The sequence below is a fragment of the Psychrobacter aquimaris genome (assembly GCF_016107525.1).
Classification (GTDB): Bacteria; Pseudomonadota; Gammaproteobacteria; order Pseudomonadales; family Moraxellaceae; genus Psychrobacter; species Psychrobacter aquimaris.
Genome location: NZ_JABASR010000011.1, coordinates 1 through 26,801 on the forward strand (window position 1 = coordinate 1; position 26,801 = coordinate 26,801).

19 protein-coding genes and 2 tRNA genes are annotated in these 26,801 nt (G+C 44.0%); 16 read left to right on the plus strand and 5 right to left on the minus strand.

What is annotated here, in order from left to right:
* Positions 1-3 precede the first annotated feature (3 nt).
* Positions 4-79 (minus strand) — tRNA-Val (locus JFC10_RS10530).
* Between the two features lie 296 nt (positions 80-375).
* Between JFC10_RS10530 and JFC10_RS10535 the strand changes: the two genes are divergently transcribed.
* The 7 genes from JFC10_RS10535 (at position 376) to JFC10_RS10565 (ending at position 10,864) form a co-directional block, all read left to right on the plus strand.
* Positions 376-2,013, plus strand: coding sequence for a cardiolipin synthase (locus JFC10_RS10535; protein WP_198332853.1), 1,638 nt, complete (start codon positions 376-378; stop codon positions 2,011-2,013).
* Positions 2,014-2,117: 104 nt separating this feature from the next.
* Positions 2,118-3,590, plus strand: a complete 1,473-nt coding sequence (locus tag JFC10_RS10540; protein ID WP_198332781.1) for a tetratricopeptide repeat protein — start codon at positions 2,118-2,120, stop codon at positions 3,588-3,590.
* Positions 3,591-3,812: 222 nt separating this feature from the next.
* Entirely contained in the window at positions 3,813-5,393 is a 1,581-nt protein-coding gene (locus tag JFC10_RS10545) for a 3-deoxy-D-manno-octulosonic acid transferase (protein WP_198332782.1), read from the plus strand.
* Positions 5,390-6,115 carry a 16S rRNA (uracil(1498)-N(3))-methyltransferase gene (locus JFC10_RS10550; RefSeq protein WP_198332783.1) on the plus strand — a complete coding sequence of 242 codons (726 nt, stop codon included), beginning with the start codon at positions 5,390-5,392 and terminating at the stop codon, positions 6,113-6,115. The genes JFC10_RS10545 and JFC10_RS10550 overlap by 4 nt, the downstream gene beginning before the upstream one ends.
* 290 nt (positions 6,116-6,405) lie before the next feature.
* A complete protein-coding gene (locus JFC10_RS10555; protein WP_198332784.1) occupies positions 6,406-7,530 on the plus strand; it encodes a Fe(3+) ABC transporter substrate-binding protein in 1,125 nt (374 codons plus the stop codon).
* Between the two features lie 161 nt (positions 7,531-7,691).
* On the plus strand, positions 7,692-9,398 hold the full coding sequence (locus JFC10_RS10560) for an ABC transporter permease (protein ID WP_198332785.1): 1,707 nt from the start codon (positions 7,692-7,694) through the stop codon (positions 9,396-9,398).
* A 308-nt stretch (positions 9,399-9,706) separates the two neighbouring features.
* Complete coding sequence (locus JFC10_RS10565) at positions 9,707-10,864, plus strand: ABC transporter ATP-binding protein (protein ID WP_406947315.1); 1,158 nt, start codon at positions 9,707-9,709, stop codon at positions 10,862-10,864.
* Between the two features lie 155 nt (positions 10,865-11,019).
* Here the strand turns inward: JFC10_RS10565 and JFC10_RS10570 are convergent, their stop codons facing one another.
* Complete coding sequence (locus tag JFC10_RS10570; RefSeq protein ID WP_198332787.1) at positions 11,020-11,892, minus strand: methyltransferase domain-containing protein; 873 nt, start codon at positions 11,890-11,892, stop codon at positions 11,020-11,022.
* Positions 11,893-12,214: 322 nt separating this feature from the next.
* On the opposite strand from JFC10_RS10570, the gene JFC10_RS10575 reads away from it, so the two are divergent.
* From JFC10_RS10575 to JFC10_RS10610, 8 genes are all read left to right on the plus strand, one after another.
* The gene (locus JFC10_RS10575; protein ID WP_198332788.1) at positions 12,215-13,900 is read left to right on the plus strand and encodes an alpha/beta hydrolase family protein; all 1,686 of its coding nucleotides are present in this window, start codon (positions 12,215-12,217) and stop codon (positions 13,898-13,900) included.
* Positions 13,901-14,005: 105 nt separating this feature from the next.
* The gene (locus JFC10_RS10580; protein WP_193013025.1) at positions 14,006-14,185 is read left to right on the plus strand and encodes a YdcA family protein; all 180 of its coding nucleotides are present in this window, start codon (positions 14,006-14,008) and stop codon (positions 14,183-14,185) included.
* Between the two features lie 304 nt (positions 14,186-14,489).
* Positions 14,490-17,309 carry a DNA gyrase subunit A gene (gyrA, locus tag JFC10_RS10585; RefSeq protein WP_198332789.1) on the plus strand — a complete coding sequence of 940 codons (2,820 nt, stop codon included), beginning with the start codon at positions 14,490-14,492 and terminating at the stop codon, positions 17,307-17,309.
* Between the two features lie 186 nt (positions 17,310-17,495).
* Positions 17,496-18,566 (plus strand): EamA family transporter RarD, encoded by a 1,071-nt coding sequence (gene rarD, locus JFC10_RS10590; RefSeq protein WP_198332790.1) that lies wholly within the window; start codon positions 17,496-17,498, stop codon positions 18,564-18,566.
* Positions 18,567-18,805: 239 nt separating this feature from the next.
* The gene (gene rarD / locus JFC10_RS10595) at positions 18,806-19,876 is read left to right on the plus strand and encodes an EamA family transporter RarD (RefSeq protein WP_198332791.1); all 1,071 of its coding nucleotides are present in this window, start codon (positions 18,806-18,808) and stop codon (positions 19,874-19,876) included.
* 192 nt (positions 19,877-20,068) lie between these two features.
* A complete protein-coding gene (locus JFC10_RS10600) occupies positions 20,069-20,737 on the plus strand; it encodes a glutathione S-transferase family protein (protein WP_193013021.1) in 669 nt (222 codons plus the stop codon).
* A 93-nt stretch (positions 20,738-20,830) separates the two neighbouring features.
* Entirely contained in the window at positions 20,831-21,073 is a 243-nt protein-coding gene (locus tag JFC10_RS10605; RefSeq protein ID WP_193013020.1) for a hypothetical protein, read from the plus strand.
* Positions 21,074-21,104: 31 nt separating this feature from the next.
* Complete coding sequence (locus JFC10_RS10610; protein WP_198332792.1) at positions 21,105-22,214, plus strand: ribonuclease Z; 1,110 nt, start codon at positions 21,105-21,107, stop codon at positions 22,212-22,214.
* A 39-nt stretch (positions 22,215-22,253) separates the two neighbouring features.
* Here the strand turns inward: JFC10_RS10610 and JFC10_RS10615 are convergent, their stop codons facing one another.
* Positions 22,254-23,261 (minus strand): ATP-binding protein, encoded by a 1,008-nt coding sequence (locus tag JFC10_RS10615; protein WP_198332793.1) that lies wholly within the window; start codon positions 23,259-23,261, stop codon positions 22,254-22,256.
* A 241-nt stretch (positions 23,262-23,502) separates the two neighbouring features.
* Here JFC10_RS10615 and JFC10_RS10620 point away from each other — a divergent pair, with 241 nt between their 5' ends.
* Positions 23,503-24,546, plus strand: a complete 1,044-nt coding sequence (locus JFC10_RS10620) for a protein kinase domain-containing protein (protein ID WP_198332794.1) — start codon at positions 23,503-23,505, stop codon at positions 24,544-24,546.
* 125 nt (positions 24,547-24,671) lie between these two features.
* Here JFC10_RS10620 and JFC10_RS10625 read toward each other — a convergent pair.
* Both JFC10_RS10625 and JFC10_RS10630 read right to left on the minus strand, forming a co-directional pair.
* Positions 24,672-24,756: transfer RNA gene (locus JFC10_RS10625), tRNA-Leu, on the minus strand.
* Between the two features lie 214 nt (positions 24,757-24,970).
* Entirely contained in the window at positions 24,971-26,785 is a 1,815-nt protein-coding gene (locus tag JFC10_RS10630; RefSeq protein ID WP_198332795.1) for a sigma 54-interacting transcriptional regulator, read from the minus strand.
* Between the last annotated feature and the right edge of the window lie 16 nt (positions 26,786-26,801).

Genomic DNA, 26,801 nt, shown 5'->3' on the forward strand with positions numbered 1-26,801 from the left:
TAGTGGTGGGTGATGACGGATTCGAACCGCCGACATTCTGCGTGTAAGGCAGACGCTCTACCAACTGAGCTAATCACCCTTCGAACAATTGCTATGCAATTTATTCAACATCAACTGAGCTCTAAGTTTGTCACTAAGCTCTGCTGCTGTGGGTGTGTATTATATAGATTTACACATGGCTGTCAAACAGTTTTTTAACTATTTTGAAAAATAATTTAAAATACCGTCTGAAAGTTATTATTGATAGTAGTCTGAGGCACGTGTTTACTAACGTTGCTGCCTAAAAACTTATTATGGTTAGTCATTGTTTGATGGTCAAAAACTACTATACTATTGAGGATGTTTTACGACTCATGCTTTATTTTATATTGATTGTTGGAGGCGGGCATAGAAAATTCCACTATTGAACAAACTTTTACGACCTGGTCTTGGGGAGACTTTGCAGGCTTGGGTCTGGTATTGCATATTGTTCTCATGATAGTAATGACGCTACGTGTTGTATCGGTGCAGCGCAATATCGGTGTGTCCATTGCTTGGATTGCTGTGCTCTATACCTTACCTATTTTTGGTTTGATCGCTTATATATTATTGGGTGAGCCGATGATAGGACGGCGCTATCGTCAACGGGTGGATCAAGCAAGCCTATTGATGGATGATATGGCACGGCGTGAGCATTTGGTTTTTGATCAGGGACAAGAGCTGCTACCAGTCAACTATCGCGGTGTCAGTCAAATAGGCACGCGCTGGACAGGGCTAGGCGTATTCCCTAATCATAAGATGCAGTTATTGACCGATCCTCATACTATCTTTCAGAATTTAATCGAAGATATCAATGCCGCTCAGAGTATTATCCTGATGGAGTTTTATATTGTTTATCCTAAAGGACAAGTACTAGAGGTGATAGAGGCGTTGTCAGCGGCAGCGCAGCGTGGCGTTGAGTGTCATATATTGGCCGATAGCGTGGGTAGCTTTAGTTTTTTTAATAGTAGCGCGCACCGTACATTGGAAAAAGCAGGTGTTTTTGTCCATCAGTCACTACCAGTGGGTTTGTTTAAAACGTTATTTAAGCGCTCTGACTTGCGCAATCATCGTAAGATTGTGGTTATTGATGAGCACATTGGTTATATCGGTAGCTTTAACTTGGTCGATCCGAGGTTTTTTAAACAAAATAAAAACGTTGGACAGTGGATCGATGTGGCCATACGCACGACCAGTCAACACTCTATTAGTATTACGACAGCCATGGCGATCGTGGTGGCCACAGACATTGGTGCGGAAAACAATGACAATCTAGACGCGCTCAATCAACGAGTAAATGGCTATACTCGTAAACTATATGTGATGAATCCAACCATTAATGATTTAAACAGTCGGGTAAAGGTATTGGCTGGTGAGATCGACTATTATGAGCAGCCAAATATTGGCTCGACATCGATTGTGATACCGAAAATGCCGATGGTAGAAGGGGTGCTGGCGCAGCTAATACCTTCCGCACCACAAGTGACTGCCCATGTGATTTACAATACATTGGTGACGGTTATTCATCGCGCCAATAAACGTATTCGCATTACTACGCCGTATTTTGTACCTGACGAAGCGCTCTCGGGAGCGCTAACGATAGCGGCCAAACGTGGGGTTGAGGTGACACTTATTGTTCCTGAAAAGGTGGATTCGTTTCTTGTACAGCATGCGTCACAAGCCTATTATCAAGAGTTACTCGAGGCAGGTGTGACGATTGCTTTGTTTAAGGGTGGTCTGTTGCATACCAAAACAGTGGTTATCGATGATGATTATTGTTTATTTGGCACTGTGAACATCGATATGCGTAGTTTTTATCTAAACATGGAAGTGAGCTTGGCCATTTATACACCAGAGATGGTCGCTCAAGTGGCTGATTGTCAAGAAGTCTACTTACAAAGCTGCCGTTTTCTGAGTTTAGAGCAGTGGCAACAGCGCCATGGTGCAGAGCGTTTATTTGATAATGTGGTGCGCTTATTTAGTCCTTTATTGTAGCGTTTTCAATTTTAGGGTAAGGTAAACGACCGATGTTGGCTTAGTGCTATGATGACCTTATTTTTATTACTATTAATTTATCCCGATAAAGGATGCGCTTGTCTATGTCTGCATCACCTCTAACGCCCTTTGATTATATTGCAGCAGGCTATTGGCAAGATTTTCTAGCTGATCGTCCTATCGCTGGTGGTATTGCTTACGAAAGCGAGCTTCGTGATTGTATATTAGATGAGTCATTGGTCAGTCTACAGCGAATCGATACGCTACTGTCGCACATACGCCGTGAGATGGTTAAAACTGGTCGATGGCATGAAGAAACATTATTGATCGATGAACGCTATCGTAATTTTATGGTGTTTTTGGCATTTTATGCAGGGCGAGTATTGGCACAGCAATGGCAAAATACGCCGCATTGGTATGGACAATTTGAGCTACATAAGCGCTATCCTGAATTGGCTCTCAAAACCGATGATTTTTATCAACATATGGCGGTTATCTATTGTCAGTCGGCTGATATTAATAGCGTTACGTCATTGTTTTTTGCCCTAGAGCCGATAGGATTACGGTTATTTGGTCATATTGATCGGCCATTTGCAGCCGTACAAGGCGGTCAAGTGGCTAGCGGTTTATATCAAGCGGTTAGTGCAAGGCTGCCAAAGCTGAATGATGACCAAGTGGTTAAGTCAGGCACGTCAGTTTCAGTTACTCAAAGCAGCACACAAAATACAAATACAAGTGCTCATGTAGAGCGTATTAAAACGGTTGATAGTCAGAAACCATTGGAAAAAGAAGCGTTATATCATACGCCAAATGATACGCCAGCTGCTATATCAGAACCTAAAGTACTCGCTCAGCCAGAGAGCCAAACTAAGCCTGTGCTATCTAAAACAGAAACAGTGCGACCTCATACGGCCTCAGAAAATACAGTATTGGAGCAGCCACTACCATCGTTAGTGTCTGCTTCTCAAGAACCGCCAACGCCCGCGATTTTTACGCAACTGCTCGTAGAGCTGGAAAACATAGAGGTCATTCAAACGGCTGGAAATATTGAGTATCAGCAAGCCCATAAAGTGCTGGAGCAGTTTGAGCAACACATTTCCAAGCAAAGTAAGCCACGCGCACAAATAAACTTTTCAGAGAGTCATTTGGCGGCAAAACAGCAAGCGTTATTAAAATTACAGGAAGCAGCGCATGCGGGTAATAGCGCTGCCATGCTACATTTGGCAATGTATGAGTTACTTGGTGAAGGGTTAGCCGTTGATAAGCGTGCTGCTACAGAGTCAGGTGCTGAATGGGTTAAGCAGGCCGCCAGCAAAAACGACAGCCGTGCGCAGCGCCTACTAAGCAAGATGTATTACCAAGGCGTCGGCGTGGCGCAAGATATAGACACTGGCAAATATTGGCTAGAGCAAGCAGCGGAAAATGGACACACGGAAGCGGCGAGCGTAGTAGGGCAATGGCAACAAGCGCAAGCGTTGATAACGACACAAAAACAAGAGCAACATAGTATGAAGCGCTACCAGCTGCTATTCGCAGCCATACTCGTGGTGGCAATACTGATCCTGATTATTGTCTAAAATATTTTATGGCAACACGCTGTAAAGCATATTGTTAAGCGCTAAATTCAGGTAGAATTGGCGCAATTTTTACCGTCACTTTGTTATAGTCGATTTAATTTAAAGAGGTAAAAGGCAACCGAGTGCAGATGTATAGGTCATACTGCAAGCGAGATTAACGCCATCACTCTTTCATGGTGGATTGACTATATTATTTGAGCCATTACTAATCTGGGCGACTTTATGCCATCTTCTCCTATATCCTCTGATTGTGCTTTAGAAGCGACTGACCCAGAATCGTTGCCCAGCCGCACTATTTATAACGCGCCTTTTTATTATCAGTGTGCCATCGGTTTACTTAAGCCGCTATATAGATTGCAAGTCTGGCGACGCTCACACAATCGTGACAACTATCAGCAAGAAGTGGCACAGCGTTTTGGTAAACAATATCCGCCACGGCCAGTGGCTGAAGCGACTAATACGCAAACCAATAAAGGCGTTATTTGGTGTCATGCGGTGTCACTAGGTGAGACCAATACCGTTGCGCCACTATTAGATACATTATTGGCTGATGGCTATCAAATATGGCTAACCAATACCACGCAGACAGGATTTGCTCGCGGTGCTAGCCGATTCGCCGATGAAATTGCCCAAGGTCGAATGAGCCACAGTTATGTACCTGTTGACAGTCCAGCTGTGATTGAGGCTTTTTTAGCGCATGTAAAGCCCATTGTTGCTCTGTTTGTAGAAACAGAATTGTGGGCAAATATCTTAACCAAATTATCCGAACACCATATTCCCAGTATCTTGGTCAACGGTCGACTATCAGCGTCTTCTTTCCAAAGTTATCAAAAAATTGCTGCGGTCAGTGCCAGCATGATGAAAAACTTGACTTTGATTATCGCTCAAGACAGTGAGTCTGCTAAACGCTTTCGGCAATTGGGTGCAAATAGCGCGCAAATTCGTGTCGCAGGTTCACTCAAATGGGTGATTAATACGCCTAAAATTGAAGATAAAGCGACTGATATAGAAGATAGCTATACAGAAAATCCTAGCGTACTAAATGGACAGTCTGAATCGCTCAAAGAACCTACATTAGTAGAAGAGATGACTGTAGCTGGTCGACCGATTTGGGTAGCCGCAAGCACCCATAGTGGTGAAGAAGAGACGGCACTGTCACTGCATCAACAGCTATTGTCTCATCCAGCGCTCGCTGATGCGCTGCTTATCATTGTGCCTAGACATCCTGAACGTTTTGATGAAGTAGCAGCGCTCATTCAAGCGTCCGAATTAACAATGGCGCGGCGTAGTGCAGAAGATACCATTCATGTTGACACACAAGTCTATCTGGCCGATAGCATGGGCGAGCTGATGGCGTGGTATAAGTTGGCAGATGTGGCATTGGTCGGCGGCTCGTTAGTGAATGTCGGTGGACATAATCCCGTTGAGCCAGCGAGTGTGGCAACGCCTGTGCTCATGGGGCGCTATACTCAGTCTTGTCAAAGCGTGGTGGATAAATTGGCTGAGGTCGGCGCGTTATATCAGCCAAACAATGTTTTTTATCGTCCGGTTACTGTTAATGCGGCTACTACTAATACGAGTCAACAATCCTCTCGTAAGAAGCCTGCCGCTAAAGAGGATGCGGCACTCATTTATCAGCAGCTAGTGTCTTGGCTCAGCGATCTTGAGGTAGCGAAACAAGCAGGGCAAGCTGGCGCGCGAATGACGATACAACAGCAAGCAGTATTGACCCGCCAATTTACCATGATTAAAGAGGTTGTTGAGCAGCATGTTACTCAACAACCAAGCCAAGAGCTGCTATGAATTGTCTATTATTACCCATTGAAAACTTCTCGTCGGAAGCGGCACATATTGATGAGTTATCGCAAATAGATCATGTCAATAAAGTGCTGATGGCAAAAGTTGGTGATACGCTGAAAATCGGTCAAATGGGTGGTCATTTGGGCACTGCTGCTATAGAAAGCATCCGCTCTGATGCTATTCAGCTGCGTGATATCGAGCTTACCATTGTGCCGCCACCTAAGTTAGATTTGACCGTCGTGTTGGCACTACCGCGTCCTAAAGTGCTGCGCCGCTTAATCATGGATATGACTGCGCTTGGTGTACGCGATATTATCCTAATCAACAGTTATCGCACGCAAAAAAGCTATTGGCAAAGTCCGATGCTTGAGCGCCTTGATGAATTTGTATTAGAAGGGCTGCAACAAGGGGTGGATACGATAGCGCCTCGTATCACGTTACAAAAACGCTTCAAGCCATTCGTGGAAGATGAGCTGGCAGGTTTGATAACCAATCGAGCCATCGTGGCGCACCCGTATAGTGAGCTATCCTTTACGCAATATCTACAACAGCAGCCATCGTTAGGATTGCCAAGTCTGGTTTGTATCGGTGCTGAAGGGGGCTGGATTGATTATGAAATAGCACTGCTCGCCGCTCAAGGTTGCGCGGCAGTCACTATAGGCTCGCGTATTCTACGTACCGAAGCCGCTGTCAATGTTATTTTAGGTCAATGGTTGCTGTCGTGAATCAGCAGATAATTGAAAGATGATTAGGACGTGCCATCACTCAAAAAAGGTATAGATTGACCCGTGAAGATCTATAAATTTATCCTTAGAAAGTGACAGTTGAGCCAAGTAAACAGTACATTTCAGAGTTAAACAAATGTATTGATAATTAATATCATTTCTATTAGTATGTTGTTTCAGAGATTATCGCGTGATTGAGCCTTATTATTAGAGGTCTTTAGCGCCGCCTTATCTTATTGTCATCTCGTCTATTTATCTCACCTTTTCGTAGCATCATTATGGGGAAAACCATGTCATTGAATGCCATTAGCGCTAACCTAACTTCTACTAAGCTTATCTTGCCTGTTGCCGTATTTGGCATGATGTTAGGACTGGCTGGTTGTAGCAATTCATCTACAACAGAAGAGAGCGCAGAGGCGGAGACATCAGCGGCGGCTACAAAGCAACCAGCTGCTAATGATGGTGCTACGAGTGAAGGTGGTCAAACGATTACTATTTATTCTTCGCGAAATGAGCAGCTGATTAAGCCATTGTTAGACCGTTATACCGAACAGACAGGTGTAAAGATTGAGCTAGTCACGGACAGTACAGGTCCGCTCATGGCGCGCTTGCAAGCCGAAGGTCAGAACACGCCAGCCGATATGCTGCTAACCGTTGATGCGGGCAACTTATGGCAAGCGGCTCAGCAGGGTTTGTTACAACCAGTATCCTCTACTGTGTTAGAGACTAACGTTCCTGCCAAATATCGTGATCCAAAAGGTCAGTGGACGGGTCTATCATTGCGCGCTCGTACGATCTTTTATGACCCAAGTAAAGTCAGTGCCGACCAGTTATCTACTTATGCAGATTTAGCTGATCCGAAGTGGAAAGGTAAGTTATGCCTACGTACCTCTAAAAAGGTCTATAACCAGTCACTTGTGGCTAGCATGATGGAGCACTTGGGCGAAGAAAAAACCGAAGAGATCGTCCGTGGTTGGGTCGCTAACTTAGCCACTGACGTATTCAGCGATGACACCAGTATGCTAGAAGCCATCGCTGCTGGCCAGTGTGAAGTAGGTATTGCCAATAGTTACTACTATGGTCGTCTGCTCGATGAAAAACCTAACTTCCCTGTGAAAATATTTTGGGCAAACCAAGGTACGACTGGTACACACGTAAATATTTCAGGTGCTGGTGTGGTTACAGGCTCAGACAATCCAGATGGTACGCTTAAACTGATGGAATGGTTGTCCTCTGATGAGGCACAAGGTGTTTATGCCAGCTCCGATAAAGAATTTCCAGTAAAAGTAGGGGTTGATGAGTCAGAAATGCTCAGATCATGGGGTGAATTCAAAAAAGACGATATCAATGTGCAAAAGTTTGGTGAGCTACAAACCCAAGCGATTCAGTTGATGGACAAAGCAGGTTATAAATAAGGTATTGACAGTCATACCACTCTCAAAAATGACAATGCCTATCAAGTACAAGTATCACTCTTGATAGGCTGAATGATAATGTTTATGTTCAAAGCGGACAGTATTTTTGAGTTTGGTATAACGTTATAAGGTCTTTATGCGTATGACACGGTAATAATGATATGATCAAAACGCCAGACGCGTCTGTACGTCAAAATGATACAGTCAATGATAGTGTTGATGACAATAATATTGATAATAATAGTATTGCTGACAATCAGACTATCAGCCAAGACCACGCCGTCCGTAAACGTATTATCTCAAAATCAGTCTTAGGACTGATTTCGTCGTTTATGCTTTTACCGATTTTGATTGTGTTGCTATCATGGACACAGCCAATTGCCGATATTTGGACGCACATGGCAGACTATGTGCTGCCGCAAGTGCTCAAAAATACCGCAATTTTATTGCTGATGGTAACGGTCGTGTCTGGCACTATCGGTACAGCCCTTGCTTGGGTAACCAGCATGTACCGCTTCCCTGGGCAGCGGTTTTTTTCTTGGGCGCTGATGTTACCGCTGGCGATACCTGCTTATGTATTGGCGTTTGTCACCATTGGTATTGTTGATTTTAGCGGGCCATTACAGACAGGTTTGCGCGACCTAGGCTTTGACACGGTGATTCCTTCGGTACGTAATGTCTGGGGAGCAGGTCTGGTACTGTCCCTAGCGTTTTATCCTTATGTCTATTTGCTGGCGCGTCAAGCGTTTTTATCGCAAGGTAGGCGAGCGATTGAAGCGGGACAGATGCTGGGTTTAAGCCGAAGCCGCGTGTTTTTTCGGTTGGCATTACCACAAGCATTGCCGTGGATTATTGGCGGACTATTGCTGGCCAGCATGGAAACCTTGGCAGATTTTGGTGCCGTGTCGGTCTTTAATGTTGATACCTTTACCACGGCTATTTACAAAGCATGGTTTGGCTTCTTTAGTTTGACCACTGCGGCACAATTGGCTGCTTTGCTAATCGGTGTGATCTTTATTGTGGTATTGTTTGAGCAGTATTGGCAAACCAAGCGTGGCAATAACGTGACTCAAGGCAGTAGTCAGCGTTTCGATGCCAGTACGTCTGCGAAATTGGGTATGACATTACTGTGTACCTTGGTGTTTGCCATCGCTTTTTTAATCCCATTTCTGCAGCTAATCTATTGGACAGCATTGAATTTTCGCCAAGATTTTGATGCGCGCTATATTGATTTTGTGGTCAATAGTCTTACGATTGCGAGTATGACCACGATTTTTATTGCCTTTTTGGCGGTTATTATTGCGTGGATTAAGCGGCAATATCCTGATAAATTGACCAAGCTCATGACCACTTTGGCAAATTTGGGTTATGTGGTGCCAGGCACGGTACTGGCAGTGGGTATATTCATCCCAATTGCTTGGCTAGATAATCAAATGATTGCCTTTGGTGTTACCTCGCAGCAAGTGCTATCAGGCAGTGTTATTGTGATGCTATTAGCATTATCGACGCGCTTTATGACGGTAAGTTTTCAGCCAGTCGATCGGCAGCTCCAGCGCCTAACGGTCAATCAAGAAGCAGCCGCCAAATTATTAAGTGACAGTCCTTATCAGCGCTGGCGACAAGTGATGTTACCCGTGATTAGTCCAGGAATATTGACTGGATTACTAATGGGGTTTGTTGAAGTCATGAAAGAGATGCCGATTACGTTAATGACACGGCGCCAAGGCTGGGATACGCTGGCGGTGCGGGTATTTGAGATGACCAGCGAAGGCATGTGGGGACGAGCAGCGTTGCCAAGTTTATTGATTGTGCTGGTTGGGCTGCTGCCTGTTTGGATATTATTGCGTCAAAGCGATAAGCAAGGTTAAGGGATTGTTAGAGTGAATCTGCATTATCCGCTAGCGCTCCACTTCCATTTTATGATTGTTTTCACTGTTTTATCTATGGTTTTTTATTTACTAATAGCTAACTGGTACCGTCTATGTACACTGATTCAATGAAAGGCTCAGCAGACTCTAAATCAATCAATGCCAAGTCAATAAAAGCTAAGGCAAGGCTGGAGCATATAAAAAAATCGCCAGTTGCTCAAGTTAAGACACAGCCCGTTCAGCCTAGAAAATCCCTTGAAAGAGGCAGTGCTCTTAGCCAAGATGTTGAGACAGATACTGAGGCAGCTATGGCTACCAGCCCTTATTTTAGTGTGCAAGATTTGATCGTCGGTTATGACGATACGATTATCGTGAATGGTTTGTCACTGGAATTGAAGCAAGGCGAGATTGGTTGCTTTTTAGGTTATAGCGGCTGTGGTAAGACCACGGCACTAAGAGCAATTGCAGGGTTGGAACAAAGCCGTGATGGTATTGTTTTCTTAAACAATCAGTGTCTTACTAATAAAACTGACCGCAACTCGTATGCAGTAGCACCTGCTAAACGCGGTATGGGTATGGTGTTTCAGGACTATGCGTTATTTGGGCATTTGAGCGTGGCAAAAAACATCGCTTTTGGTCTGAATAAATGGTCTGCCGCTGATAAAAAAGCCCGTGTTGCTGAGATGCTAGAGCTGGTTGAATTGTCTGAGCATGCTGACAAACGTCCAAATGAGCTGTCAGGTGGCCAGCAGCAGCGGGTGGCATTGGCCCGTGCGTTAGCACCAAAGCCGAAATTATTGCTACTCGATGAGCCATTTTCTAACTTAGATGTGGTGCTACGTGAGTCATTGGCAATGAATGTCCGTGATATTCTTAAACGCACCAATACCACGGCAATATTGGTCACTCATGATCAAAACGAAGCGTTTGCACTGGCTGATAAAGTGGGAGTGATGCATAAAGGTAAGCTGGTACAGTGGGCAACCCCAAGCCAGTTATATCATGAACCAATCAGTCCCTTTGTTGCCGAGTTTGTCGGTGAAGGCGCGATGATAGATGGCATCATCAAAGAAGGTCATGTTGAGACGGCATTAGGCGATATCTATCGACGTATGGAAATTTACGATGAATCAGGGTATCCACAGTATTGCGAGTACGATTATCCTAACGGCACACCGATTAAGGTGTTGGTGCGCCCTGATGATATCATTCATGACGATGAGAGCACACAAACTGCTTTAGTGGTTGGACGCGTATTTCGCGGTGCCAACTATTTATATCGCTTGCAACTCGACGACGGGCAAACGGTATTGTCATTAGTTGCCAGTCACCATAATCACGAGATTGGGTCACAGATTGGTATTTTACCTATCTTAGAGCACGTCGTGGTATTTGATGAAAAAGACATCAATGCGACGACTTGGTCAGAGTATGATAGGTCAGAGAGAGTTGAAGACGCAGAGTAGTCTTTATAGTCGAAGCATTTATAAATTATTAAGGTATTAACCTCGCGAAATGCACAAAGTGTACTATTTACGATAGGCTGCCTTGTGCTTACTTTACACTGCTGCGATTATATCAACTAAAAGTCTCTCCAGAAAACAGGCGCTTGCACTTAAGCTTATCGTGTCGCCAATATGTGCAAATAACGTCCCAACCGTTTATACGGCTCTAATTGCGAGTAGCGCAGCTCCATACGTATCACAGCATCTGGGTCATTGTGACCACCACGCTTAAGCGGGGCATAATCATGAAATACGCGCAGACCGCTGGTACGTATGGTCTGATAGTGATGCGCTGCTAACCAACGTTCGACTTCTTCTTTGGCGACAGGATGGTTGGGTGTGAGGCTTTTTTTGTTATCAGCCTTATATTCTGTATTATCGAGTAAGTTAAAATTCCCCATGATCAGGTTGCGATAATCAAAGCTTGCTGGGTTATAAAAGCATAAAGATAGTGCACCCTTATCCGTTAATTGCTGATCAAAAAAGTCCATCACGGCAGCGGGCTCGGCCAACCATTCAAGCAGCGCATGACACATGATTAAATCAAACTTTTCATGCTTTTCTTTGCCTAATTTTTCTGGCAGCTCCTGATAGGGGCAAACATACCATGTGATATCGAGGTTTTCGTCTATCTGCGCGGCACTCGCTTTCGCCTTTTCTAGCATGTTGCCTGAGATATCATTGATGACCAGTGTATGACCTTGGGCCGCAAGCTCTATGGCAATCTGTGCAAGCCCTGCACCCACATCCAAAATACGTAAAGGTCGCCCAAGGCTTTTGCTCATTTGCGCGCTATATTCAAAGATATCACGGCGTAGCACCGCCAATCGAATATCGCCTTTTAAGCCACCGTAAACCTTTTTTTCAAAATGATCCGCAATCGCATCGAAGCTACGATCGGCACGTATATCGCCTGATGCGTCGCTTTGTTGTGTCAGATTAAGCGATTGGTTGTCATGTTCTTTTGTACTTTCACTATTGGTTTGCATAAAGCGCTATCTGTATTAGGGTTGTATTTCGGAACATCGTACAACAAAGACAAAATCTAAGCTAGGTTTGACAATAATACTAATTTTACTATCAGGTTAAAGATGCTGTTAAATGCATGTTTTCCAGTAGCTTTTCATAACATTTTACGGTATAAGTAGTAAGGTTTAAGAAGCAATTATTGAGACGGTTTTATTAGAAATGTTTGATATTGCAAAGTACTCAATAAAAACCATTTGATAACAAGAGTCTGCCACTCTGAAGTTTTCTATTGCAAAGGACTCTCAGCAAACGTCTGATTTACCACTGCTAAGGACAGCAACCATGATCGTATCTAAATCTACTACCGCTATAAGTGACAAGTCATCTATCAATACCCATCAATCAATATCCACTAATACAGGCAAGCCGGTGATGCTGCGCTGCCTATTATCGGTCGCCATTGCCAGTAGCTTGCTGCTCGTCGGTTGTGGCGATGACAATGATGATGTCGTAGGCCCTGGCTCTGCGACGTCAGTTAAATCAATCAAGTCATTTAACACCGCGCAAATAAATACCCAGTTCGGTCTTGAGGGTACGGCAACCCCTGATGCCAAATGCGATATCAAAATCGAAAAAGTCAGCTATCCGACAGTAGGGGCAGCGGGTGAGCGTACCAACGCGACAGCAGCCTTGATGCTACCAAGCGGAGACAGTGCTGACTGTCAAGGCGATCGACCTATCTTGCTATATGCCCATGGCACAACCACTGACAAAGACTACGATTTTAGCCAAGTAGCCAATCCTCAAAACCCAGCAGCTAGTGAGGCAACATTAATCGCCGCAAACTTTGCAGCTCAAGGTTATATTGTGGTTGCACCAAACTATGCTGGTTATGATGAGTCTGATCTTGATTACCATCCATACCTTGTGGCTGATCAACAAGCCACTGATATGGCCGATGCGCTAGATAGTGCCCGTACAATCATTGCAAGACAACAGCGCGCTAATGATCCTGATTATACCAACCTTGATGACTCTGGTGAGTTATTCATTAGTGGTTACTCACAAGGTGGGCACGTGGCGATGGCCACCGCTAGAATGTTCGAGAAAAACGATGAGCCAGTCACTGCAATTGCACCTTTATCAGGGCCTTATGCACTGGCAGCGTTCGGTGATGCCATATTTAGAGGAAACGTCAATATTGGCGCGACTCGTTTTGCACCGCTACTGGCATCTGGCCTCCAAAACGCGTATGGCAATGTCTATAACAGTACTGCTGATATATTTACTGCCAATTATGCAAACACAGAATTACCAAGTTTATTGAGCTTTGGTGAGTTGGTCGCCGCCAATAAACTGCCTGATAATGCGCTGTTTGAAAAAGACCCTGAAAACAATCCCACTCTCGATCTTCTACCACCACCTACCGTTCCCTTTGCCTCTATTGGCTTCGCGGATGACAATTATCTGATCAGAACGGACTTCCGTACCGCTTATGTGGCGGATGCGTTACAGAACCCTGATAGCCTAATCGAGATGACGGGTGCATTGCCAGCAGCCAATCCAAAAAATAACTTACGCAAAGCATTAAAACTCAATGATCTACGTGGTTATGTGCCAAAAATGCCAACACTGCTATGTGGTGGCAATCAGGATCCAACGGTCTTTTATGATCTAAACACCAGTTCAATGGCTGCTATTATTCAAGGTAATGTCGCACAAAACCCAGCCCTTACCGTCAACGTGACAGTATTAGATGTTGATGCGACAACAGCCGCTGCTCGTCCTAATACTCCTAACGTTCAACTTATTGGACAGGCGTCCATGAACCAATGGAATATTAATTCTGTTGTAGCAAGTGTTCAAAGTAACTTTGTGCAAAATCTTCAACGAGTAATAGAGGCAGGAGCACAGCAAGGCATACCTGCAAGTGCTGCTGTATTGGGTAACTATCACGGTGGTCTGGTCAGTACTGCTTGTACACAAGCCACACGTGAGTTCTTTAATCAGGAATTTAAACCCGCTTGATAGAGGTCAGCTTAACCGTAAAAAATAGCTTTGCTATCGAAAAAACTGTGTCCACTGGATGCAGTTTTTTCATGAATACCATTTAATAATTAATAGGAGAAAAGTATGAAGTCAATGATATTATCACTGGTTACCTGTGTCTTTATGATAGCTTCGATCAGTCAAGCACAAGCTAAGAATACACCTTGTTCGGGTAAAATGGGCGGCGTATCTCACTGCTCAAAAGATGGCAAGTTTGTCTGTAAAAATGGCAAAATCAGTCAATCAAAAAAAGTATGCCGTTAAAGTTGTTTTTACTCTTGTTATTAGAGTAAAAAAACCGCTAATCAGCTGTTTTGCTTAATTTTAATAACAGCCAGACGCCCCTAAATCAGCAAATTTGTGCTAAAATAGCTTCTTTAATTGAACATTATTTTTAACAAAAACCGTATCACTATTTTCCTATTGTTTTGCACGTTTGACGGTGCTTTTTTAGGGTCACTATTTTGATAGTAGCTGCGCATTGATGCAGCTATATTTTTGTATAACCCATGAGTATCTTGAACAAACGTGTCAACATTAGAAAAACAATGTGAGTGAAGGAGTGTATATGAGCGAATCGGTCAGTCCTATTGGCATCGTAGATGAACTAAAGCAATCCTATCTGGATTATGCGATGAGCGTGATTGTCTCGCGTGCGCTGCCTGATGTGCGTGATGGGTTCAAACCTGTACACCGCCGTGTGATGTACGCCATGCACGTGCTATCTAACGACTACAATAAGCCGTATAAGAAGTCTGCACGTGTGGTCGGCGATGTCATTGGTAAATATCACCCACATGGCGATAGTGCGGTCTATGATGCGATTGTGCGGATGGCGCAGGATTTTAGTTTGCGTTATCCGATGGTCGATGGTCAAGGTAACTTTGGTTCGATCGATGATGATCCACCGGCTGCCATGCGTTATACGGAAGTACGTATGACCAAACTGACCCATCAGATGCTCGCTGATTTAGACAAAGACACGGTTGATTGGGAAGACAACTACGATGGCTCTGAGCGCATGCCAAGCGTGATGCCAGCGCGTATTCCTAACTTGCTGGTCAATGGTGCGACGGGTATTGCAGTCGGTATGGCGACCAATATGGCGCCGCATAACCTGACAGAAGTGATTAATGCTTGTTTGGCTTATGTAGAAAACCCACAAGTCTCAGCTGAAGAGTTGATGTCACACATCTCAGGTCCCGATTTCCCAACGGGCGGTATTATCTACGGCCGCGCGGGTATTTTAGATGCTTATCGTACGGGTAAAGGTCGCCTGCACATACGTGGTCGCTACCATATCGAAGCCATGAGTGATACGGGTGTCAACCGTGATCGCGAGCGTATTGTATTTACCGAAGTGCCTTATCAAGCCAATAAAGCCAAACTGATTGAGCGTATTGCAGAGCTTGTACGTGATAAAAAAATCGAAGGCATTAGCGAGATTCGTGATGAGTCTGATAAAGACGGTATGCGTATCGCCATTGACTTGCGTCGCGGCGAGACTGCTGAAGTAATTGTCAATAACTTGTTCTTGCAAACGCCGCTAGAATCTAGCTTTAGTATCAATATGGTGGCGCTAGATAATGGTCAGCCAAAACTATTGACCCTGCGTCAGCTCATCGCTGCGTTTGTGCGTCATCGTCAAGAAGTGGTGACCCGCCGTACGATTTATGAGCTGAACAAAGCGCGCGTACGTGGTCATTTGCTCGAAGGTCTAACGGTTGCTCTCGCCAATATCGACGAGATTATTGCGACGATTAAAGCGTCTGCAAACCGCGGCTTGGCACGTGAAAGCTTATTAAACAACACCTGGGGTTCAGGTAGCGTGGTGGCGATGCTTACCGCTGCTGGTAGCCAATCTGTGCGTCCTGAGTTTATCGAAGGCGAAGATCCTAAAGCGCCGTTTGGTCTTATCGAAGGTGAAGAACGTTATCGCTTATCACTTGAGCAGGTCAACGCGATTTTAGATATGCAGTTGCATCGTTTAACGGGTCTTGAGCAAGACAAATTGACCGAAGAATATCAGGACTTACTGCGTGAAATCGCTCATTTAGAGTCTATCTTAGGTGACTTTGATAAGCTAATGACCATTATCTCTAATGAGATGATTGAGATTCGTGATAACTTTGGTGATGAGCGCCGTACCGATATTATTGACTCACGTACTGACTTTAACCGTGAAGATTTGATTCCTGAACAAACGGTAGTCATGACGGTTTCGCGTACTGGTTATGCAAAAACTCAGCCGATTGATGATTATGTCGCGCAAAAACGTGGCGGTAAGGGTAAGTCTGCAACGGCTATGAAAGAAGATGATGTGATTGATCACTTGGTGGTCACTTCAACGCATGCTACTGTATTGTGCTTCACAGATAGTGGGCGTGTCTTCAGCTTACGTGGTTTTGAAGTGCCGATTGCCAGTCGCGGTGCTCGCGGTCGTCCATTAGTAAATTTAATTGGCTTAAATCCTGATGAAACCGTCACCACGATACTGCCAATTCCAAAAATAGTGGAAGATCTATCAATAAAAGGTGAAGCGTCAACAGATGCTCTAATAGATGGGGATGATGATTTATTAGACGACAGCACGCAAGCAGAGCCACCTTTTGTGTTCTTTGCAACTGCCAATGGTACGGTGAAGCGGGTAGAGCTTAAACAGTTTGCTAATATTCGCTCGAACGGTTTAATTGCAGTTGGATTAGAAGAAGGCGATAAGCTAGTAAGCGCTCGTATTACCAATGGTAACCAAGAAGTGATGTTGTTTGCTTCAAGTGGTAAAGCCATTCGTTTTGATGAGAATGATGCTCGCGTGATGGGCCGTACTGCTAAAGGTGTCCGTGGTATGCGTTTGGCGACTAATGAATCTATCAAATCATTGGTTGTGATCGAAGATGATGTACGCGAAATTCTCATTGCTTGTGAAAACGGCTTTGGTAAGCGTACCTTGATCGATGAGTTCAATACCCAAAATCGTGGTGGTGGCGGTGTGATTGCGATCAAGACCAGTGAGCGTAATGGTGCACTGGTACGTGCCACCAAGGTTGACTCTACAGATGATATTATCTTAATTTCTGATAAAGGTACGTTGGTTCGTACGCCCGTTGAGCATGTCGCTAGCTCTGGTCGTAATACGCAAGGTGTTACGCTGATTCGTCTATCAAAAGACGAGAAGCTAGTTGCTATGGCACGTGTTGAGCACGAAGAAGGTGACGATGAGTTAGTCGATGCCATGAGAGAAGACGGTACATTTGATGTGGAAGGTCAAGAGCAGAGAGAGATTGATGCGGCGACTGGCAACACAGCAATTAATGACGTTATGGATATTTCTACTGACAATGAATTAGATGTTGACAGTACAGACGGTGAAAACACAGACGACGAATAAATGTTTCAGTAGTTAGCTTTTTGATCTAGTCTGATATGATTGTTCTACAAAAAAGCCTCTGACGTTATCGTCGGAGGCTTTTATTTTTTCTGTATCTTCTCTATTGTTAGGGTCTGCCTATAAGTTTCTGCTGCTCTAATTTTTTATAAATAATGTCCATAAGGTTCTATTTTTAAGGCTGTTGTTATGCTTACGACCAATCAAACTTTTCAGGGAACTGTCGCAGCGGTATCGTCGAGCTTTTTATTCTCGATGATGTTTTTGTTTGGGCTATTTATGCTGCCCTTAACGGGGACGCAGGTGGCCTCGTGGCGAGTGTTGATGATGCTGTTAAGTTTGATCATCTTGCTCAGTTTGACCAAGCAATGGCAGCATGTCTTTGATTATATTAAGACACTTAAGACCTTAAAAGAATGGCTGATATTTATACTACCTGCACCGATCTTGGGCGGACAGATTTGGCTATTTATGTGGGCACCAGTCAATGGCTTTGGTCTGGATGTCACCTTGGGCTATTTTTTATTACCGCTGGTGATGATTGTACTTGGTCGATTTTTTTACCATGAGCATATGAGTGTATTACAGTGGGTAGCCGCGATATTTGCGGCGCTAGGCATTGGTTACGATGTCATTCAGTATGGCTCAGTGTCTTGGGTGACGTTGTTTGTGTGCTTGGGCTATCCGCCGTATTATCTGCTTCGTCGCACGCTTTCCGTCCCGCCGATTACAGGTTTGCTGTTTGATTTGACATTGCTAACGCCAGTAGTGCTTATCATGCTTTATGTGACAGGTGGTTTTAGTGTGGCAGCAGAGGACATGAAATTTTGGTATTTATTGCCGCTGCTTGGTGCCTTTAGTGCGCTTGCGATGTCTCTGACGATGATTGCCAGTAGCAAGCTGCCAGTGTCTCTGTTTGGCGCGCTAAGCTACATAGAGCCGATGTTGTTATTTGTGCTGTCTATCACGGTTCTGAGTCAGAGCCTTGATGAAGGTGGCTCGCTCTTTATGTACGGCATGATTACACTTGCCCTAGCGGTCATGATAATCGATAGTGCGATAGGCTATCTCGTTCGTCAGCGTAGTGACCGCTTGCATGGATATAGAGAGCCTCAAATTGGCGGCTTTCCGCCGCGTCGTCATTTTATCAATCAGCGTATCGGTGGTGTGCTAAAAGCGCATCGCTTTCGCAAAATTCGTCGTTACCAAAAAAAGATGGATAAGATACAGCAAAAAATCGAACAACTTGATTTAAAGTAAGTACTTACATGCATTAAACTTACTCAATGCAGAAGTTGGCAGACTAGATGAACAGTAGCATTGCTTATCTATTCTGACTTTGACATAATGCTGCCATGATGTAAGCACGATACATTAAAAGCGTTTATCTTAGATTGCGCGACGACCTTATATGCAAAAGCCTCAGACGTTCTCGTCTGAGGCTTTTGTTTTTTTTTAAAATTGCCAAGGATGTGCCCCAATCTATAAAGGCTGTTGTAATGCTGACTACTAACCAAACCTCGCAGGGTACAATCACTGCTGTGGCTGCAAATTTTTTATACTCATTGCTGTTCCTATTTGGTTTGCTGCTGCAACCATTATCAGGTACGCAAGTCGCTTCGTGGCGTGTGCTGACGATGTTTTTTAGTTTGGTGCTGCTAGTCAGTTTGCTAAAGCAATGGCAGCATATTTTTGACTATTTAAAAACATTAAAAAATGCAAAAGAGTGGTTTTTATTTATATTACCCACACCGATTTTGGGCGCGCAAATCTGGATATTTATGTGGGCGCCAGTCAATGGCTTGGGGCTTGAGGTGACGTTGGGCTACTTCTTATACCCAATGATCATGATCGTGGTCGGTCGCTTCTTTTATAGTGAAGACATGAGTTTGCTACAGTGGGCTGCGATCATATGTGCAGGTCTCGGTATTGCTTACGATATCTTTGAATATGGTGCGATCTCTTGGGCGACTTTGTTTGTGTGCTTGGGTTATCCTCCTTATTATCTGTTACGTCGTAAATTGGCCGTACCGCCTATCACAGGCTTGATCTCTGATCTTGTGTTGTTATTGCCCGTGGTATTGGTTGCGCTGTATATGAATGGGGGCTTTGAGGTGGCAATAACCAACCATAAGCTTTGGTATCTGTTGCCGTTATTGGGCATTATCAGTACCGCTGCGATGTCACTGACGATGGTAGCGAGCCAAAAGCTGCCTGTCTCATTATTTGGGACTTTGTGCTACCTTGAACCAATATTCTTATTCGTGTTTTCGATTGCGATTTTGGATCGTAACTTACATGATGGTGGATCCATGCTGATGTACAGCATGATTTTTGTCGCATTGCTTATTATGATTGCTGATAGTGCACTGGGTTATATGGCACGCAAACGTGACGACCGTTTGCATGGCTACAATGAGCCACAAGTAGGCAGTTTTCCGCCACGACGTCGCCTGAAAAATCGCCGTATCAAAGGTGTGCTAATGGCGCACCGATTCCGCCAAATTAAAAAGTATCAGCAAAAGATAAATAAGATGACGCGCAAAATTGAAGAGTTACATGCTAAATAACACTTGCTAGTTAAGTCAGATGAGTTGGACTTGGCAGGCAGTGTTTTTCGTCATCGTTCTACAAACTTGTAGTGTTAAAGGGGCGCAAATTACGCTATCATCGAGGGCAGTGCTGTCACGCTTAATTGGAAGCGTGGCACTGTATCAAAGAGATTATGGCTGATTTAAAACAATATAAAACTAGGACGGTTTATGTTAACTCTGCATCATTTAAACAATTCGCGCTCGTTTCGTATTTTATGGTTACTAGAAGAGTTGGGGCTCGATTATGAGCTGATCACCTATGAGCGTACTAAGGCGCATCTTGCACCTGAGAGCTTAAAGAAAGTGCATCCGTTAGGACACACGCCGGTGCTTGAAGTCGGTGATCGCGCGTTGGCTGAGTCAGGTTTTATTATTGAATACTTGCTGAGACACTACGATAAGGAACATCAGTTTAAGCCTTCTGATGATAACGAGTCGGCGTGGGAAGCCTATACTTTTTGGCTGCATTTTGCTGAAGCTTCGGCGATGCCACCATTGGTCATGCGTCTGGTATTTAACAAAGTGGTTGAACGATCACCCATGCTGATCAAGCCGATAAGTAAAGGGATTCGCAAACAAGTTGAAGATGGAATGATCAACAATAATATAGTGAATAACTTAAATCTGATGGAGAAGCAGCTACAAGATAGTCACTGGTTCGCTGGTGAAGCATTCAGTGCCGCTGATATCCAAATGCATCTTGCAGTTGTGGGTGCCAATGCTGGTACAGGATTAGATAGCAGTAAATATGCCAATATCTTAATCTGGCTAAAACGCTGTGAAGAGCGCGATGCTTTTAAGCGTGCAGAAGAAAAGGGCGGTCGTTTGCAGTTCTAAACGAGGCGCATTTAATCGTTAATAAATGACTAATTTGATATTAAAACGAAAGGTTTTGTTTATTTATAGACAAAACCTTTTTTAGGATAAAAAATGACAGAGCTGAATAAATCAAATAACAAAAATACCGATACTGGTATTGCTGCTGACGGTAATGTGCATAGCCAGCAAGTATCCATTAAAGCATGGTCACAAAAATTGCTCGTAGTGATTCTATGCATTGCCAGCTTTTATGGCGGCTGGAAATCTTATGAGTCTAATATGGTCAGTGAATGTACGGCCAATGGCGGGAAAATGATTGAAGGTCAAAGAACCATGCTATGTCAGTCGTCATAGAAAATAAGGAATTAGCTAAAAGAGTTTGTCTATGTTAAAGCTAACCTTTTTGGGTACCTCCGCAGGTGTGCCAACCAAACAACGTAATGTGACCGCCTTGGCGATCGAATGCTTGAATCCTCATACTTCTGGGTCACAGCAAGGCAGTCAAAATAAAAAATCGCGCCCATGGCTATTGATTGATTGCGGTGAAGGCACGCAGCAGCAACTATTACATACCAAGCTCTCCTTACGTCAATTAACGGCTATTTGTATTACGCACGTCCATGGCGACCATTGTTATGGCCTGCCAGGACTGCTGGCGAGTGCCGCGATGTCAGGTCGCCGTGAGCCACTGACGCTCATTGCACCAAAAGCCATCTCGGCGCTGCTTGATGCCTTTATCCTACATACTGAATTATATTTGCCTTTTACTCTCAATTTTGCGTCGATAGAGGATTTGTTGTCGCAAGAAGATAATAAGGGTAAAGTAAAAATCGACTTGGATAATCAACATCAGCTTATGATAGACGTCTATCCTTTATCACATCGTGTGCCATCTCATGGATTCGGTATCACGCAAACCATCAGCCGTCGCACGCTCAACACCGATAAATTGACAGTCGATGGTATCCCAGCAAGTGCACTATGGGGCAAGCTACAACAAGGCGAAGACGTCATCACTAAAGATGGTCAGCACTTGCAGTCAGCAGACTATGTCAATAATAAGACGCAGCGGACAAAAGTGGTGGTAGCAGGGGACAATGATACGCCAGACTGTTTGAGCACAGCGGTTATGGATGCGGATTTGTTGGTGCATGAGGCCACTTATACGCACGAGGTCATGATGGCTATTCAAGCCAGAAACCCTGACTTTGACCCCATGCATAGCAGCGCTCATGTGGTGGGTACATTCGCGCAAAAAATGAACCTGAAAAACATCATTTTGACCCACTTTAGCGCTCGTTATCAGGGCTTTGATAATCCAGATAGCGAAACGCCAAATATGGCATATATTCGCTTAGATGCGCAAAGTGTCTATCAAGGCAATCTATGGCTGGCAGCCGATTTTGACCAATATATGGTAAATGGTGCAGTTGATTTGGAAGACGGTACGAAGAGTAGCCGCGTACAATATTTAGGGTCTGCACGCGGTCGTTAAGCGCTGAGCGCCGTCATAAAAATAACTTTTAATTAAGTTTTACGACTGACTGTCTTCAGCTGCTAATCGTGTCTGTCCTATCCAGTAGCGGCTAAATTGATACGCCACTCGTCCTGAACGTCCACCGCGCTCTGATGCCCAGCGCAATGCTGCTGCTCTGATATTATCAGGTAGTGTATTGTTGGTTGTTTCGACATCAACTTTTTGAGGGTCACTTGCTGTACTATCATTTACTTTAGCGTCATTTGCTTTAACGTCATTTGTATTATCTATACTAGGGTTTGGCGAAAGTGATAAATAATGGTGCACGATGTGTAAATAGGTGTTTTGATCCATTGGATGAAATGACAGCCATAAACCAAAGCGATCAGACAGCGATACTGTCTCATCAATGGTTTCGTAAGGATTGACTTCATCGGTTTGACCGTTATAAATATTGACATTGTCTTTCATTAGCTGAGGCAACAGATGACGGCGGTTACTGGTTGCATAGACCAATAACTTGTCTTGCTCCGAGTCTAGCGAGCCGTCCAATACGCTTTTTAACGTCCGATAACTCTCGTCTTGACCGTTAAATGCTAAGTCATCACAGTACACCACATAGTGACAACCACAATCAGCTGGTAGCGCATTAATGGCGGCGCGTATCTTATCAAGCACCCGCAGGTCATCACGGGCAATTTCAATAATGCGCAGTCCTTCGCTATGATAGGCTTGTAGCAATGCCCGAATCAGCGATGATTTGCCTGCACCACGTGTTCCTGTCATTAAGACATGATTGGCAGGATAGCCCTTTAGAAACTGGCGCGTGTTTTGTACCAGTTTTGCCTTTTGGATATCGATACCATGTAGGTCGTCTAAACTTAAAAATAAGTTAACTGCCAATGGCTCTAAATGTCCATTATGACCACCGACCCAGCGATAGGCTAGTTGAGCAGGATCAATCTCGATAGTGGGCGTGACTTGCTCTTGTAAATACTGTCCGAGTAAATCCAATAAATGGTCAGGCAGGGCGTAATTCGTAACAGGCTTAGTGGATTGGGGCATAATACTCAGTCGCTCATAAAAATTAAAATGACGTTCGGCATACTAGGACGTGTTCTCAATTCAATCGAATATCTTTTAAATGGGCTAAAAATGGCTAAATTTTGCCAAACATCGTCAAATAGCTTATCAATATCTCGATATAATTTGCGCTACTTTCCTTGTTTGACGGCAATTTATCTCATTTTTATCACCATTTTTAAAATGAGGACACGCCCTAGCTATATAGAGGTATCACTTTATCATGAAACATAGTGCCAGTAATTCCTCTAATGCAAAAGCGAGTGCAAAACACACAGGTACAGAACGAGCGTTTTTGAAACAAGTATTACAAACGCAAGCTCAGAAAATTTTGCCAACATTGACTACGTTATTCTCAAGCTTGAATTATAGCGAGGTATCACATCAGCGCATCAGCCAGCAAAGTAACAATAACGAGAATGACTACCAAGGCTTGACGCGTGCCCAGCATACACAGTTTGGTCGAGTGATGATTAAATGGCAGTTAACGGCTGCTACCAATCAAAATTTGGCTGGCTTAAATCATGAAGCTAATGTTCTAAAATTTATCAATACTTTATCAGCCAATCAAAAGAGATTTCAAGACAGTCTTTTTGCTATTGCTCCGCCAATGCTCGCTTATGAAACTCTAAGGGTACAGGTATTAGATCAGTTTTCGCAGCTAACAATATTTGCTATGCCATATTATCTGAATGGTAGTTTGGCAACTCAGCTTAACGCTCGAAATTACTCGTCATTGACCGCTCCACGAAAGCATCATTTTCTTGTGCAGTCTGCGCACCGCATAGCCACTCTACATAGCGCTGGTTGGTTACATAATGATATTAAACCCAGTAATATTTTGCTAGATGATTTTTTGCCAAATCATGCGGATGATAGCAGTATCAAGGCTGATTTATGGTTAACCGATTTTGCCTTAGCAGAATGTCTTAACACCCCTAGTTTGGCAAGTCCTGCTGGTACACCAGCGTATCTTGCCCCTGAGCGCTGGCAGGGACAGAGTGCAACAGTACAAAGCGATATTTATGCGTTTGGCATCATGATGACTGAGATATTAGTAGCTGACCGACCATTTAATATAGACCCTCAAAGTAATCAGTCCATGACAGATTGGGCCATTCAGCACTGCCAGCAGCCTATTCCAAAATTACCGTTAGAATATAGTCACTATCAAGGTATCATTGATAAAGCATTGGCAAAGCAGGTGGAGAGAAGGTATCAAAATATGGAGCAGATACTTTTAGATTTAGAAAGTATTGATAGGTAATGAATCTAAACAAATGAATCAGAAAATATAGATTCGTCAAACTCTAAATACAAAAAGAACAGACACAAAAAAAACCTGCTAAAAAGCAGGCTTTAATATTTGGTCTAAGATGTACTATCCGAAAATGGTGGGGCTGGAGAGACTCGAACTCTCACACCTTGCGGCGCCAGAACCTAAATCTGGTGCGTCTACCAATTCCGCCACAGCCCCATTTTCGTTACTCTATCATCAAAAGCGATTAAATTCAAACGCTATCTAGATAGTTAACTGATTCGGTAGTGCGTCTCAGTGGTTGGCTATTATATAGAGTTTGAAAAGTTTGGCAACCCCTATTTGCATTTATTTTTAAATATTTATCATTTATTTTCACTTATTTTTATAAGATATTGATATTAATGGTATTTAATTTTATGGGTTTGCAGTTTTAATAATGATTCTTTTGTCCTTCTTCTGAAGAAATATCTAATTGCTGTAATTTGCGTGTTAGGGTGTTGCGTCCCCAACCGAGTAAATTGGCGGCTGCTATCTTTTTGCCACCACTATGGTTGAGCGCTGCTGTCAATAAAACGCGTTCAAACTCAGGGGTTGCCGTCTGCAAAATATCGGTTTCTCCTGTTTGTAGAGATTGCTCAGCCCAAGCAGCCAATGCTTGTTGCCAACTTAAACTATGGGAATGAGAGCGTATTTGGTCATTTTGAATCATAGCTTGTGAGGGTAGACTTTGCTCTTGATACGCTTCTAAATCAGATGAGAGATTAGCAAGTAGCTCTGGTGGCAAGTCATCAACCATCACTGTGTCGCCTGTGGCCATCACGGTCAACCAAAGGCAGACATTCTCTAGTTGACGGACATTACCACGCCACTCAAAAGCCTGCATGATATGTAGCGCCGTCGGATGTAGCTGTTTCTCTGCACTATTCATCTGCTCAGCCGCGCGCTGCATAAAGTAGTTGGCTAATGCTGGAATGTCTTCAGGTCGTGTCCGTAATGGTGGTAACGGCAAACGAATAACGTTAAGGCGATAAAACAGATCTTCACGAAATTTGCCTTGTTTGACCAGTTCTTCTAAGTTTTGATGGGTAGCGGCAATGATGCGTACATTCACTTTGACCGGCTGCTGTCCACCTACGCGAAAAAACTCACCATTGGCCAGTACTCGTAGCAGCCGAGTTTGGGTGCTATAAGGCATATCGCCAATTTCATCTAAAAACAATGTCCCACCATCCGCTTGCTCAAAACGCCCTTGTCGCGTCGTCGTCGCACCAGTAAATGCTCCTTTTTCATGACCAAATAATTCAGATTCAATCAAATCATGTGGAATGGCGGCCATATTGAGGGCAATAAAAGGTTGCTGGTGACGCGGTGAATGCTGGTGCAAAGCACTGGCGACCAATTCTTTACCAGTTCCTGATTCACCAGTAATCAAGACGGTAATGGGTGAGTGTGCCAATCTGCCAATGGCACGAAACACCGTCTGCATCGCTTGTGATTGCCCAATGATGCCGCTGGGATTGTCATTGGCGCTGATGGCAGGTTTAACGTTGGTTTTATGGTTGGATGTTTTATTGGTTTTGCTGACCAGAGTAGCCTTGCTAGCAAGCTTGGGTCTGGTATCGGTATCGGGTTTTACCTGCATATTGGGTAAAATATTTGATGGATTTGTAGTGATGGTCTTCGGAGCAGGTTCAGGAGTAGAGTTTGCTACCGCCATATTGGGCTGATAATTAATGGCTTTATAAATCGTTACGACTGCATCATCCAAGTCAAAAGGTTTTGGCAGGTATTCAAAAGCACCTGTTTGATAGCTATTAATAGCAGAAGTGAGGTCGGAATGCGCCGTCATAATGACAATGGGCAGCTTAGGGAAGTGCTCATGTACCCAATCGCTAAAAGACAAACCATCCATCATGGGCATACGAATATCGGTCAATATCACATCGGGCAACTGAGCGGCTGATTCCTGCTGTTGTAAAATATCGTTGAGACGTGTCCACGCTGCTTGCGCTTGGGTAAAGCTGATAACGTTGAGACCTGCATCCTCAAAAGTATCTGCCAACACCAAGCGCAATGCTGCATCGTCATCGATGAGCCATAAAGTTGCAGGGTTATCCTCAGGCGCATTATTGACCGTGACTTTTATAGCGTGGTTATCAGATTCTCGTATAGCTGGATTATCTGATGTTTGGGCAGAGCCTTGATTGTCGCTGTTAGGTGTGGCTTTGTCATTATATGCAGTCATTTATCAGGCCTAATAA